Here is a 12,320-nt window from a genome sequence, read left to right on the forward strand (position 1 = left end):
GCCAAGGCCTCGGGAGCCCGCGTGGGGATGACGACGGAGCGGATCACCATCAAGGGCGGTCGGCCGCTGGTGGGGCGCATCGAGCTCAAGGGAGCGAAGAACCTCGTCACCAAGGCGATGGTCGCGGCGCTCCTCGGCGAGACCGCGTCCACCCTCCGCGACGTGCCCGACATCAGCGACGTCCGCGTCGTGAAGGGCCTCCTCGAGGTGCACGGCGTCAAGGTGAAGCAGGGCGCCGAGGTCGGCGAGCTGATCCTCGACCCCTCGAACGTCGAGTCCGCGCACTTCGCCGACATCGACGCGCACGCCGGCTCCAGCCGCATCCCGATCCTCTTCTGCGGCCCGCTCCTGCACCGCCTGGGCGAGGCCTTCATCCCCGACCTCGGCGGCTGCCGCATCGGCGACCGCCCGATCGACTACCACCTCGAGGTCCTCCGCAACTTCGGCGCGGTGATCGAGAAGCTGCCCTCCGGCATCCGGATGTCGGCCCCCGAGGGCCTGCACGGCGCCAAGGTGTCGCTGCCCTACCCGAGCGTCGGAGCGACCGAGCAGGTCCTCCTGACCGCGGTGCGCGCCTCCGGCATCACCGAGCTCTCGGGCGCGGCGATCGAGCCCGAGATCATGGACCTGATCAACATCCTGCAGAAGATGGGCGCCATCATCTCGGTCGACACCGACCGCGTGATCCGCATCGAGGGCGTGGACCGGCTCACCGGCTACTCCCACCGCGCGCTCTTCGACCGCAACGAGGCGGCCTCCTGGGCGGCCGCGGCCCTCGCGACCGACGGCGACATCTTCGTCGGCGGCGCCCGCCAGCAGGAGATGACCACCTTCCTCAACGTCTTCCGCAAGGTCGGCGGCGCGTTCGAGATCGCCGAGGACGGCATCCGCTTCTACCACCCGGGCGGCGAGCTCAAGCCGGTCATCATCGAGACCGACGTGCACCCCGGCTTCATGACCGACTGGCAGCAGCCGCTGGTCGTGGCGCTCACGAAGGCCAAGGGCGTCTCGATCGTGCACGAGACCGTCTACGAGCAGCGCTTCGGCTTCGTCGACGCGCTCGTCGAGATGGGCGCGACCATCCAGATCCACCGCGAGTGCCTCGGCGGGCAGGCCTGCCGCTTCGGGCAGCGCAACTTCATGCACTCGGCCGTGATCTCGGGACCCTCGAAGCTGCACGGCGCCGACATCGTCGTGCCGGATCTGCGCGGCGGCTTCTCGCACCTGATCGCGGCGCTCTCGGCCGAGGGCACCTCGACGGTCTCGAACGTCGGCATCATCAGCCGCGGCTACGAGAACTTCCTCACCAAGCTCGAGCTGCTGGGCGCCGACTTCTCGCTCGACGCGTAGCCGCCCACCGGGACCCCGGTGCCGAGGAGGACGACCGTCCTCAGCGGCCCGGGGTCCTGTCGCGTCCGGGCGCGCCCCACGCGGGCGGTTCCGCGGCCTCCTCCAGGCGTCCCCGGATCCGCTTCTCGAGGAGCGCGAGCGTCGTGTCCGGCGCGGGCCGGAGGCCCAGCGGTCCGGGCGACTCGACCAGGACCAGCGTCAGGCGTCCGCGCCGCGTGCCGGCCAGGACGACCTCGAGGGCCTCGCGCGGACGCAGGCCCACCAGCACCCACCGCCGCTCCAGCCGCGCGATCCGCGCCCAGGGCACGACGACGCCCCAGTCGCCGAAGGAGACGGTCAGTCCCCGGCGGCGCGGCACGACCACCGCGTAGGGCCGCAGCGTCGGCAGCGGGAACCGCGGCTCGACACGACGGAGGCCCGCTCCGAGCCGGCCGCGTCCGAGGACCGCGACGCCGCCGGTCGCCTCCGCCTCGACGTGGGCGAGCGGTGCCACCGCGACGCGCCAGAGGGCGTCGACCCCGCCGATCACGAGGGCGACTGACGCCGAGCCGCCGACGAGGACCGCGAGCGTCAGCAGGAGGCCGTCGCCGAGCGCGGCCGCATCGCGTTCGGCCCGCGTGGCGAGCAGCACGACTCCCCACACGATCAGGAGCACCAGGCCGGACAGCGCGATCGGCGAGTCGGCGAGGCGGCCGAGGGCCCTGCCGACGGCGTCCCACGGCGACGGGCGGCGACGCGGACGGGGCATGCCGGTACCGTACCCGGCGGCCGGGCCGCTCCTCCCACCGCGGGGCCCCGCTGCTCCCGGGCGTGGGGACGCGGCCCCTCCGATGCGGGATGCGAGGATGGGCGGGTGTCTGAGCGAAGCCGTCCGTCCATCTTCTGGTTCCTCGCGGCGGCGGTGATCCCCGTGATGACCGCCTCGGTCGACCTGCGGATCCGGAACGGCGACAGGATCCCGAGCACCGGGGCCTTCGTGTTCGCGCCGAACCACTACAGCGAGATCGACCCGATCATCACGGGCTGGACCCTGTGGCGCGCCGGCCGCGCACCGCGCTTCCTCGCCAAGGCCTCGCTGTTCTCGGTGCCCGTGCTCGGCTCGATCCTGCGCGGCTCCGGGCAGATCCCCGTCGAGCGCTCGGGCTCGGTCCGCGGCAGCGAGCCGCTGAAGACCGCCAAGGCTCTCGTGGACGAGGGCCGCTCGGTCATCATCTACCCCGAGGGCACCCTCACCCGCGACCCCGAGCTCTGGCCGATGCGCGGCAAGACGGGAGCGGTGCGGATGGCGCTGCAGTACGGGCTGCCGGTCGTCCCGGTCGCGCACTGGGGTGCGCAGCAGCTGATGGGCCGCTACTCCAAGCGGATCACCCTCTTCCGCCGCAAGCGCGTCGACGTGATCGTCGGCGACCCCGTCGACCTGTCCGCCTTCCGCGGACGCAGCCTCGACTCCGCCACACTCAACGAGGCCTCCGCGGTCGTGATGGCGGCGATCACCGCCCTGCTCGAGGAGCTGCGCGGCGAGGCGGCGCCCGAGAAGCGCTGGAACCCCTCCGAGCACAACCAGAAGGGCACGGGTCGCTTTGAGTCCGAGCAGTAGGAAGGCGCCCATCCCCGTGCCCCGCCGCGTCGCCGTCCTCGGCGCCGGCAGCTGGGGCACCACGTTCGCGAAGATCCTCGCCGACGGCGGCTCCGACGTCGTGATGTGGGCGCGCCGCGCCGAGCTGGCCCGCGAGATCACCGAGGCCAAGCGCAACAGCGACTACCTCCCCGGCATCAACCTCCCGCGCAACATCCGGGCCACGCCGCGCATCGAGGAGGCGCTGGAGGGCGCGGACCACGTCTACCTCTCCATCCCGTCGCAGTCGCTGCGGAGCAACCTCGAGGCGATCACGCCGTTCCTCACCGAGCGCACGGTGCTGGTGAGCCTGATGAAGGGCGTCGAGAAGGGCACCGGCCAGCGGATGAGCGAGGTGATCGCGCAGATGCTGCCGGTCTCTCCCGACCGGATCGCCGTCGCCTCCGGGCCCAACCTCGCCCTCGAGATCGCCAAGGAGCAGCCGACCGCGGCGGTCATCGCCTCCGAGAGCCTCGTCACCGCGCAGGAGGTGGCCCTCGCGGCGACCAACCGCTACTTCCGCTCCTACGTCAACACCGACGTGATCGGCACCGAGTTCGGCGGCGTGCTGAAGAACCTCATCGCCGTGGCGATCGGCATCGTCGACGGCGTCGGCTACGGCGAGAACACGAAGGCGTCGATCATCACGCGCGGTCTCGCCGAGATGACGGACTTCGCGGTCGCTTACGGCGGACGGGCCGAGACGATGGCCGGACTCGCGGGGCTCGGCGACCTCATCGCGACGTCGAGCTCGTCCCTCTCGCGCAACAACACGGCCGGGCGCCTGCTCGGCCAGGGCTACAGCTTCACCGACGTGGTGAAGTCGATGCAGCAGACGGCGGAGGGGCTCGCCTCCGTCGCGCCGGTCCTCGAGCTGGCGCGCGCCAGGGGAGTCGACATGCCCATCGTCGAGCAGGTGTCGCAGGTGCTCGCCGGTACGCTCGATCCGAAGGACATCGCGCCGCACCTGACCACGGATTCGGACGAGCCACAGGGTGAGAGGAACCTCGATGACCAGCAAGCTCCGCGTGGCCGTTCTGTTCGGGGGGCGCTCCAGCGAGCACTCGATCAGCTGCGCAACGGCGGCCGGGGTGCTGCGGGCGATCGACCGTGACCGCTTCGAGGTGATCCCCGTCGGGATCACCTCCGACGGCGCCTTCGTGCTCGAGGAGGACCGTCCCGAGAAGTTCGCTCTCGACGCCGCGTCGCTGCCCCGGGTCGAGGACGACGGCTCCCGTGTGCGCTGGCCGGAGTCGGCCCTCTCGCGAGAGCTCACCGTGACGACCGAGGACGGCGCGACGCGCTCGCTCGGCGAGGTCGACGTGGTGCTGCCGATCCTGCACGGCCCGTGGGGCGAGGACGGCACCGTCCAGGGGATGCTCGAGCTCGTCGGGCTGCCCTACGTCGGCTCGGGCGTGCTCGCGTCGGCTCTCGGCATGGACAAGCACTTCACCAAGACGGTGCTGCGGGCCGCGGGCCTCGCGGTGGCGCCCTGGTACCTCGTGACCGAGGCGGAGTGGCGCGCCGACCCGGGCGACGCCTCCTCGGCCCTCGACGAGCTGGGCCTGCCCGCGTTCGTGAAGCCGGCGCGGGCCGGCTCGAGCGTGGGCGTCAGCCGGATCGACGAGCGCGAGCAGCTCGAGGCCGCGCTGGAGGAGGCGTTCGCGCACGACTCGCGGGTGCTGATCGAGTCGGGCATCGTCGGCCGCGAGGTCGAGATCGGCGTGCTCGGCGGCCGCCGCGGTGCTCCGGCCCGCGCCTCCGTCGCCGGCGAGGTGGTCGTCTCCGGCCGCGGCTTCTACGACTTCGAGGCGAAGTACCTCGGGGCGTCCGGCATCGAGCTGGTCTGCCCGGCCGATCTCACCGACGGCGAGCTCTCCGAGATGCGGTCACTCGCGATCCGCGCCTTCGACGCGATCGGAGCCGAGGGCCTCGCCCGGGTCGACTTCTTCCTCACCGCCGACGGCTTCGTCGTCAACGAGATCAACACCTTGCCCGGCTTCACGCCGGTCTCGATGTTCCCGCGCATGTGGGGCGCGAGCGGCGTGGACTACCCGGACCTGATCAGCGAGCTGCTCGACTCGGCGCTCGACCGCGTCCCGGTCGCCGCCCGATGACGCCGGCGCTCGCGCTCCGCGTCGAGGCGGGCGCGGCCGCGGCGCCCTTCGAGCAGATCCGCGAGCAGATCACCGCTCTGATCGCCGCGGGCGAGCTGCCGGTCGGGATGCGGCTGCCGCCGGTGCGCGCGCTGGCCGAGACGCTGGGCGTCGCCGCGGGGACGGTCGCCCGCTCCTACCGGGAGCTGGAGTCGGCGGGCCTGGTCGAGACGCGCGGCCGGGCGGGCACGGTCGTCGCGGGAGGCGTGGACGCGCTGGAGCGCGAGCTGCAGGCCGCGGCCGCCGTGTTCGCGTCGCGCGCGCGTGAGCTGGGGGCGACCTCCGATGGTGCGCTCACCGCAGCGAGTCGAGCCCTCGGCGTCTGACCGCTGAGACTCAGCCGGTGGGCGTGTCCGTCGGATCGAGGGTGTCGGCGTCCGAGACGTCGGTGCACTCGCGCGTCTGCGGGACGTAGGAGACGGCGTTCGCCAGGTCGAGCGCCGCGGAGGATCCGGACGCGCGGCTCTGGTCGACGGTGATCTCCACCGCGGGATCGCGCCCGTAGGTGGTCAGCGTGTAGATGTCCTCGTCCTTCTGCGTCTCGTCGATGATCCAGTCGACTCCGCTGACGTTCACGCAGAGGTCCGTCGTCGGACCGGGCACCTCGACTCCGCAGTGGAGGATGACGGCGGCCGGGGTGCCCCAGGCGGCGGTGCCCTGAGCGTTCGTCTCGCGCTCGGGCTGCTCCGCGACCACGTCGGGCAGGCGCACCGAGACCTCGGCGCAGCCGGTGCTCGTCGCATCGGCGGCGGGCTCGAGGGCGACGCTGGCCGAGCAGCCCGAGAGCAGCAGGACGGCGGCGGCGGCGAGAAGGGGGGAGCGGAGTCGGCGGGGGGACATCGCCGTCAACGCTAGCGTGTGAACCATGGCAGAGGATCGGAGTCCCACCCTGGCCGAGCTCAGCGAGGGCGAGGTGCTCGCGAGGGTGCTGGCCCGGCTCGGCGGCCCGGGCGCGGAGACCCTGGTCGGGCCCGGCGACGACTGCGCGGTGCTGCGCGCTCCCGACGGCCGCTTCGTGGTGACCACGGACATGATGGTGCACGGCCCCGACTTCCGGCTGGCCTGGTCGAGCCCGGCGGACCTGGGCTGGAAGGCGGCGGCCTCGAACCTCGCCGACGTCGCGGCGATGGGGGCCCGTCCCACCGGTCTCGTCGTCGCGCTCGCGGCGCCCCAGTCGCTGGGCGTCGACGTGCTGGAGGGGATCGCGGGCGGACTCGCCGCCGGCTGCGCCGCGATGGCGCCGGGATGCGGAGTCGTCGGGGGAGACCTGTCCGCCTCCGCGACACTGACGCTCTCGATCACGGCGTTCGGCTCGCTCGACGGACGACCGCCGGTGCTCCGCAGCGGTGCGAGGCCGGGGGACGTGCTCGCCGTGGCCGGCCCGCTGGGACGAGCGGGGCTCGGGCTGCGCCTGCTGTTCGAGCAGGCGCGGCAGGACGGGGAGCCGTCGGCCGACCTCGCCGCCCGGCTCCGCGAGCGGCATCCGTCCCTCCTCGAGGCGCAGCTGCGCCCGACCGCGCCGATCTCCGAGGGCGAGGCCGCGGGCGGGACCGCCACCGCGATGATGGACGTCTCGGACGGCGTGGTGCTCGACGCCCGTCGGATGGCGCGTGCGAGCGGAGTGGCGATCGACCTCGATGCCGCGGCGGTCGACGTGCACGCGCGCGGGCTCACGGGAGTGGAGGGCGTGGACCTCGACCTGGCGAGGGCGCTGGTGCTGGGAGGCGGCGAGGACCACGCGATGCTCGCGTGCTTCCCGCCCGCCGCGGCGCTGCCGGAGGGCTTCGTCCCGCTCGGGGCCGTCCGCGAGGGGGGCCCGGAGGTGCGCCTGGGCGGGGTCGCGCTCGAGGGGCGCGGGGGCTGGGACCCGTACCTCGGCTGGGACGGCGCGGCGGGCTGAGGCCGGTCAGCCGGCCGCGGAGGAAGCGGGCGAGACGGGCGACGCCGGTGAAGCCCACCAGATCGTGGTCTCGCCGTAGTCCTTCCTCCGCTCCCGCTCCAGACCCGCGGGCCAGCGCGGCTCCGGGCTGCGGGAGCTCCGCTCCACGACGACCACCGCGTCCTCGCGCAGCAGCGGCAGCACACCGGCGAGATCGGCGGCCAGGTCGTCCTCGCCGAGGTCGTAGGGCGGGTCGAGGAACACCGTGTCCGTGTTGAGGGCCGGGGACCCGTCGAGGAAGGAGCGGACCGAGCCGGTCACCACCTCGATCCGCGGGGCCGGCCGCTTGTTCTTGGCCGCCGCGGTCGCGATCGCTCGTGCGTTCTCGCCCGCGGTCCGGGCGGCCTTCGGGTCGCGCTCGACCAGGACGACCGCGCTCGCTCCGCGGCTGGCCGACTCGAGCCCGAGGGCGCCGGAGCCCGCGTAGAGGTCGACCACCGTCGCGCCGTCGAGGGCGTCCCGGGCCTCGAGGGCCGAGAAGACGGCCTCGCGCACGCGGTCGCTGGTGGGGCGGGTGCCCGCGCGCGGGACCCGGAGGGTGAGCGAGCCGGCGAATCCGGCGATGATCCTGGTCACCGGATCGAGCATAGGGCGGCACCCCTGCCCACGGCGTCCGGCGGCCGCCGCGCGCTCCCGCCTGGCGGCACACTGCGAACTCGCGGAACCTGGACCCTTTTCCCGTCAGGACTGCGAGAATCCGTAGCTATGACGTCGCTCGAAGACACCCGCTCCGCTGTCGGCCGCCGAGCGGCACCCGAGACGCCCCTGACCCGCGAGGAGTTCACGGCGCACTGCGGCGCCGTCCTCGGGAACCTCACCAGCGTGATCGACGGCAAGTCGGCCGAGGTCTCGATGGCGCTGACGGTGTTCCTCGCCGGTGGGCACCTCCTGATGGAGGACGTCCCCGGCACCGGCAAGACGGTCCTGGCGAAGTCGCTGGCGGCCTCGGTCGGCGGCAGCGTCGCGCGCATCCAGTTCACGCCCGACCTGCTCCCCTCCGACGTCACGGGGGTCTCGGTCTACAACCAGGCGACCCGCGACTTCGAGTTCAAGCCCGGCCCGGTCTTCGCGAACATCCTGATCGGCGACGAGATCAACCGGGCCTCGCCCAAGACGCAGTCGGCGCTGCTGGAGTGCATGGAGGAGCGCCAGGTCTCGGTCGACGGCACCACCCACCTCCTCCCGCGCCCCTTCGCCGTGATCGCGACGCAGAACCCGGTCGAGATGGAGGGCACCTACTCGCTGCCGGAGGCCCAGCGCGACCGCTTCATGGCCCGCCTCTCGCTCGGCTACCCCGATGAGCGCGCCGAGCTCGAGATGATCCGCACCCGCGACTCGGCCAGCCCGCTCGAGGAGCTGCGGCCCGTCGTGGGCCTCGCCGAGCTCGAGCGGATGATGGCCTACGTGCGCTCCGTGTACGTCGCACCGCCCGTGCAGGAGTACGTGGTGGCGATCATGCAGGCCACGCGGGTGGACCCCGAGCTGCGGCTCGGGGGGAGCCCGCGCGCGACACTCCAGCTGATCGCCGCCGCGAAGGCGCTCGCCGCCCTCAGCGACCGCGACTTCGTGGTGCCGGACGACGTGGACGCGCTCGCCGTCCCCGTGCTCGGCCACCGCCTCCTGCCCGCCACCCGCCTCCCCGGCCGCTCCGGCGCCGGATCCTCGCACTCGGTCACGGAGATCGTGCAGCGCATCGTCGCGGCCACCCCCGTCCCCTTCGGCAACCGTGGCGACTGAGGCCCGCCCCGCCGAGACGCCGTCGTCCCGTCTCGGCGGTCTGCCCGCGCTCCGCGGGGTCGCGCTGACGCTGCGCGGCTGGGCGCTCGTTCTGCTGGGCGTCGCGGGAGTGGTGATAGCGCCGCTGACAGAGTTCCGCGAGCTGCTGTTCGTCGGCCTGGTGCTGCTGGGCCTGCCCCTGGGCGCGCTCGTCTCCCTGCTCCTGGCGCCGGCGTCGTTCCGGGTGCAGCGCCGCTTCGCTCCCCAGACCGTCGCGGCCGGCGACGTGGTGGAGGTCGACGTGCTGCTCGAGAACCGCGGCCGCGCCGTCCGCAGCGGGGCGCGCGCCCACGACCGGCTCGAGCGCGTGGAGCGCGGGGTCGTCGTCGGCCGGCCGGTCGCCGAGGGCGTCTTCGGGCTGCCGGGCGTCCCGTCGGGAGGCCGCGTGCGCGCCCGCTACCGTCTGCCCGCCGAGCGGCGCGGCATCCACCGCATCGGCCCGCTGCGCCTGGTGCGCGGCGACGGCCTCGGGCTCGCGCTCCGCGAGAGCGTCGTGGGGGCTGCGCAGCCGTTCGTCGTGACTCCGCGGGTCGTGCCGCTCCAGAGCGACGTCCTGGACGCGCACGGAGCAGGCGGATCGAGCCCGGTCGCGCACGCGACGGCCGGCGCCGGCACGGACGACGTGATCCCGCGCGACTACCGCCCGGGGGACGCCATGCGCCGGGTGCACTGGCGGGCGAGCGCCCGCTCCGGTGAGCTCATGGTCCGCCAGGACGAGCAGAACACCGATCCGCACGCGTGGATCCTCCTCGAGACGCGGGCGGAGCGCGTGCTCGAGCGGCGCGGCGACGACCGGCTCGAGTGGGCGGTGTCGATGACGGCCTCCCTCGCCGTGCACCTGCTCGACCGCGGCTTCGAGACCCACCTCGTCGAGACGGGTGCGGACGGCGAGCCGGAGCACTCGGAGGACGAGCGCGAGGTGGCGCACGACGTGCTGCTGCGCCTGGCCGAGCTGGCGCCCTCGCGCGAGTCGGTCGACGCGGTGACCCGGATCTCGGCCGACATGCGCGACACCGGGGGAGTACGACCGGTCTTCGCCGTGCTCACCCGGCTCCTCGAGTCGGACCTCGACGCCCTCGGCTCCCTGGCCGCGCAGTCGCGCCCCGCGATCGCCTTCGTCGTCGCCGGGACCGCTGAGGAGGAGGCGGCTCTCGCCTCGCTCGGCTGGTACGCGGTGTCCGTCGACCCGAGCGCCTCCGTCGAGGAGGCGTGGGCGCAGGCCCTCGCTCTGCGGGTGGTGGCGTGAGCCGCCGCGTCGAGAGCGATCCGCGCGCCGGGTCGGCTCCTCTGAGCGGTCTGCTCTTCCTCGCGATCACGGCCGCCGCCGCCGGGATCGGCCGGCTCCTCGTCGGCGTCGACTGGCTGGTGCTCCTCGCGAGCGCGGTCGCCGTGGTGCTCGGCGTCCCGGCCGCCGCCCGGGCTCTGCGCGTGCACCCCGTCGTCCCGCCGATCCTCGGCACGCTGACGATGGTCGGCGTGCTGACCGCGATGTTCGTGCCCGGTCGGGCCCTGCTGTTCGTGATCCCCACGCCCGGCGCCGTCGCGCAGGCGGAGGCGCTCGCGCAGGGCGGCTTCCAGTCCATCGCGCAGCAGGGGCTCCCGGCGGTCGCCGACGACGGCATCTCGTTCCTCCTGATCGGCGGGGTGGTCGTGCTCGCCTGGGCGGCCGACCTGTTCGCCTTCTCCGTCCGCCTCCCCGCCCTGGCCGGTCTGTTCCCCGCGGCGCCGCTCGCGGTGCCGGCGATCGTGGACCCCTCCGAGGTGTCCTGGGCGAGCCTCGTCGTCACCGCGCTCGCCTACGCGGGCGTGCTCGCCGCCACGGCCGCCCCCCGCCGCCCGAGCGGCCCGAGCGCGGCCTCGGCCGTGCTGCCCGCCTTCGCGGCCGTGACCGTCGTCGTCCTGGGCGCGGGAGTCGTCGCCGGCTCGGCGGCCGGCTACGCGCGCACCACCGCCCCCTCGGGCGTCTCCGGGAGCCTCTTCAACGGCGCGATCGACCCGGTGGTCGCCCTCGGCGCGGACCTGCGCCGCCCGAACCCCGTGACCGTGCTGCGCTACGCCACCGACTCCGACCTGCCCGTCTACCTCCGCGTGCTGACCGTCTCGGACTTCGACGGTGACGACTGGGCGCCGAGCGAGACGGAGCAGACCGCTCCGATCGACGCGCCGATCGCGCCCGAGGGGCTCTCCGAGAGCGTGCCGCGCGAGGCGGAGGAGGTGGACGTCTCGGTGGAGACGCTGCGGAGTCAGTGGCTCCCCGTGCCGTATCCGGTCTCGTCGCTGACGGGCGTCGGCGACGGCTGGCTCCAGGACGTGCAGGACGGCTCGATCCGCGGCGACGCGACGACCCGCTCCGGAGACGACTACCAGGTGCAGGCGCTGCGGCTCGAGCCCGACCCGCAGCAGCTGCTCGCCGCTCCCGCGCCGTCCGGCGTCGACCGGTACCTCTCGCTCCCCGACGACGTGCCCGAGATCGTCCGCACCACCGCCGAGGAGGTCACGGCGGAGGCTCCGACCGCCTACGACCGGGCGCGCGCGCTGCAGACGTACTTCCGCTCGTCCGAGTTCCGCTACTCCGAGGACACCCCCGCGGAGGAGGGCTACGACGGCGACGGAGTCGGCGTGCTCTCGGCGTTCCTGACGACGAAGGAGGGCTACTGCGTCCACTTCGCCTCGGCGATGGCGGTGATGGCGCGCGAGCTCGGGATCCCGTCGCGGCTCGCCATCGGCTACCAGCCCGGCTCCGTCGTGCCCTCCGGCGGCAGCGACCTGACCACCTACCGCGTCCTCTCCTCCGACCTGCACGCCTGGCCCGAGCTGTACTTCGAGGGGGTCGGCTGGCTGCCCTTCGAGCCGACGCCCAGCCGCGGCGCTCCGGCCTCGTACACCCTGCCGAGCGCGACGGCGTCCTCGGGCCCCACCGCCCCGGGCTCGACCGCGACCACCGCGCCCGGTGCGACCAGCGCTCCCGCCGCGACACCCACTCCGACGGCCCCGTCGGCGACGCCGACCCCCGGTGCCGTCGGCGCCTCGAGCACCACGGCGGCTCCCGCGGCGACGCTCTGGGTGCTGCTCCTGCTGCTCGTGCTCGTCCCCTGGCTGATGCGCGCCGTCCAGCGCGCGCTGCGGCGCCGGTCCGCGCGCTCCGGCTCCGTCGAGGCCGCGTGGGCCGAGCTTCTGGCGACCGCCCGCGACCTGGGCGTCCCCGTGGAGGACACGGAGTCGCCGCGCGCGCAGGAGGCCCGCATGGCTCCTGCCCTCGACCCCGGAGCGGCGGCACGTCTGCAGGGGCTCCGGGAGCGCGTCGAGCGCCGGCGCTACTCGCCGTCCGCGAGCGAGTCGGAGGCGTGGGACGACGCGACCGCCGTGGCCGCCGCGCTCCGCGGCTCCGCGAGTGCCGGTCGTCGGGTGCTCGCGTCGGTCGTGCCCCGCTCGGCGCTGGACCCGGTCGCCCGGCTCGCGCGTCCGAGGTCCGACCTATGATCGC

At 74.2% G+C, this 12,320-nt stretch carries 12 protein-coding genes; 9 read left to right on the forward strand and 3 right to left on the reverse strand.

Features of this window, described 5'->3' with window-relative positions; genetic code table 11:
- Positions 1-27: 27 nt before the first annotated feature.
- A complete protein-coding gene (murA, locus tag C5D66_RS02005) occupies positions 28-1,350 on the forward strand; it encodes a UDP-N-acetylglucosamine 1-carboxyvinyltransferase (protein WP_167299052.1) in 1,323 nt (440 codons plus the stop codon).
- Between the two features lie 40 nt (positions 1,351-1,390).
- Here murA and C5D66_RS02010 read toward each other — a convergent pair whose 3' ends face one another.
- Positions 1,391-2,098, reverse strand: coding sequence for a hypothetical protein (locus tag C5D66_RS02010; protein ID WP_104255124.1), 708 nt, complete (start codon positions 2,096-2,098; stop codon positions 1,391-1,393).
- 165 nt (positions 2,099-2,263) lie between these two features.
- On the opposite strand from C5D66_RS02010, the gene C5D66_RS02015 reads away from it, so the two are divergent.
- Genes C5D66_RS02015 through C5D66_RS02030 form a run of 4 tightly spaced genes read left to right on the forward strand, consistent with a single transcriptional unit; the run spans position 2,264 to position 5,447 of the window.
- Positions 2,264-2,947: a 1-acyl-sn-glycerol-3-phosphate acyltransferase gene (locus C5D66_RS02015; RefSeq protein ID WP_104237925.1), complete on the forward strand. Its 684-nt coding sequence runs from the start codon at positions 2,264-2,266 to the stop codon at positions 2,945-2,947.
- A 16-nt stretch (positions 2,948-2,963) separates the two neighbouring features.
- Positions 2,964-4,079 (forward strand): NAD(P)H-dependent glycerol-3-phosphate dehydrogenase, encoded by a 1,116-nt coding sequence (locus C5D66_RS02020; RefSeq protein ID WP_181067828.1) that lies wholly within the window; start codon positions 2,964-2,966, stop codon positions 4,077-4,079.
- A complete protein-coding gene (locus C5D66_RS02025) occupies positions 3,976-5,082 on the forward strand; it encodes a D-alanine--D-alanine ligase family protein (RefSeq protein WP_104255125.1) in 1,107 nt (368 codons plus the stop codon). Before C5D66_RS02020 ends, C5D66_RS02025 begins: the two co-directional genes overlap by 104 nt.
- A complete protein-coding gene (locus C5D66_RS02030; protein WP_104255126.1) occupies positions 5,079-5,447 on the forward strand; it encodes a GntR family transcriptional regulator in 369 nt (122 codons plus the stop codon). Before C5D66_RS02025 ends, C5D66_RS02030 begins: the two co-directional genes overlap by 4 nt.
- Positions 5,448-5,457: 10 nt before the next feature.
- Here the strand turns inward: C5D66_RS02030 and C5D66_RS02035 are convergent, their stop codons facing one another.
- Entirely contained in the window at positions 5,458-5,961 is a 504-nt protein-coding gene (locus tag C5D66_RS02035; protein ID WP_104223096.1) for a DUF3515 family protein, read from the reverse strand.
- A gap of 25 nt (positions 5,962-5,986) precedes the next feature.
- Here C5D66_RS02035 and thiL point away from each other — a divergent pair, with 25 nt between their 5' ends.
- Positions 5,987-7,021: a thiamine-phosphate kinase gene (gene thiL, locus C5D66_RS02040; RefSeq protein ID WP_104255127.1), complete on the forward strand. Its 1,035-nt coding sequence runs from the start codon at positions 5,987-5,989 to the stop codon at positions 7,019-7,021.
- A 6-nt stretch (positions 7,022-7,027) separates the two neighbouring features.
- Here the strand turns inward: thiL and C5D66_RS02045 are convergent, their stop codons facing one another.
- Positions 7,028-7,636, reverse strand: coding sequence for an RsmD family RNA methyltransferase (locus C5D66_RS02045; RefSeq protein WP_104255155.1), 609 nt, complete (start codon positions 7,634-7,636; stop codon positions 7,028-7,030).
- A gap of 129 nt (positions 7,637-7,765) precedes the next feature.
- On the opposite strand from C5D66_RS02045, the gene C5D66_RS02050 reads away from it, so the two are divergent.
- Genes C5D66_RS02050 through C5D66_RS02060 form a run of 3 tightly spaced genes read left to right on the forward strand, consistent with a single transcriptional unit; the run spans position 7,766 to position 12,316 of the window.
- Positions 7,766-8,797: a MoxR family ATPase gene (locus C5D66_RS02050; protein ID WP_104237904.1), complete on the forward strand. Its 1,032-nt coding sequence runs from the start codon at positions 7,766-7,768 to the stop codon at positions 8,795-8,797.
- The gene (locus tag C5D66_RS02055; protein ID WP_104255128.1) at positions 8,787-10,082 is read left to right on the forward strand and encodes a DUF58 domain-containing protein; all 1,296 of its coding nucleotides are present in this window, start codon (positions 8,787-8,789) and stop codon (positions 10,080-10,082) included. The genes C5D66_RS02050 and C5D66_RS02055 overlap by 11 nt, the downstream gene beginning before the upstream one ends.
- Positions 10,079-12,316 (forward strand): DUF3488 and transglutaminase-like domain-containing protein, encoded by a 2,238-nt coding sequence (locus C5D66_RS02060; protein WP_104326776.1) that lies wholly within the window; start codon positions 10,079-10,081, stop codon positions 12,314-12,316. Before C5D66_RS02055 ends, C5D66_RS02060 begins: the two co-directional genes overlap by 4 nt.
- The last annotated feature ends 4 nt before the right edge of the window (positions 12,317-12,320 follow it).

The organism is Rathayibacter sp. AY1B4, assembly GCF_002932815.1.
Classification (GTDB): Bacteria; Actinomycetota; Actinomycetes; order Actinomycetales; family Microbacteriaceae; genus Rathayibacter.

Bases quoted from the DNA above. Each gene is read 5' to 3' on its own strand.
- C5D66_RS02050 (WP_104237904.1), top strand. From the start codon at position 7,766: ATGACGTCGCTCGAAGACACCCGCTCCGCTGTCGGCCGCCGAGCGGCA.
- murA (WP_167299052.1), top strand. From the start codon at position 28: ATGACGACGGAGCGGATCACCATCAAGGGCGGTCGGCCGCTGGTGGGG.
- C5D66_RS02030 (WP_104255126.1), top strand. From the start codon at position 5,079: ATGACGCCGGCGCTCGCGCTCCGCGTCGAGGCGGGCGCGGCCGCGGCG.
- thiL (WP_104255127.1), top strand. From the start codon at position 5,987: ATGGCAGAGGATCGGAGTCCCACCCTGGCCGAGCTCAGCGAGGGCGAG.
- C5D66_RS02015 (WP_104237925.1), top strand. From the start codon at position 2,264: ATGACCGCCTCGGTCGACCTGCGGATCCGGAACGGCGACAGGATCCCG.
- C5D66_RS02010 (WP_104255124.1), bottom strand. From the start codon at position 2,098: ATGCCCCGTCCGCGTCGCCGCCCGTCGCCGTGGGACGCCGTCGGCAGG.
- C5D66_RS02025 (WP_104255125.1), top strand. From the start codon at position 3,976: ATGACCAGCAAGCTCCGCGTGGCCGTTCTGTTCGGGGGGCGCTCCAGC.
- C5D66_RS02035 (WP_104223096.1), bottom strand. From the start codon at position 5,961: ATGTCCCCCCGCCGACTCCGCTCCCCCCTTCTCGCCGCCGCCGCCGTC.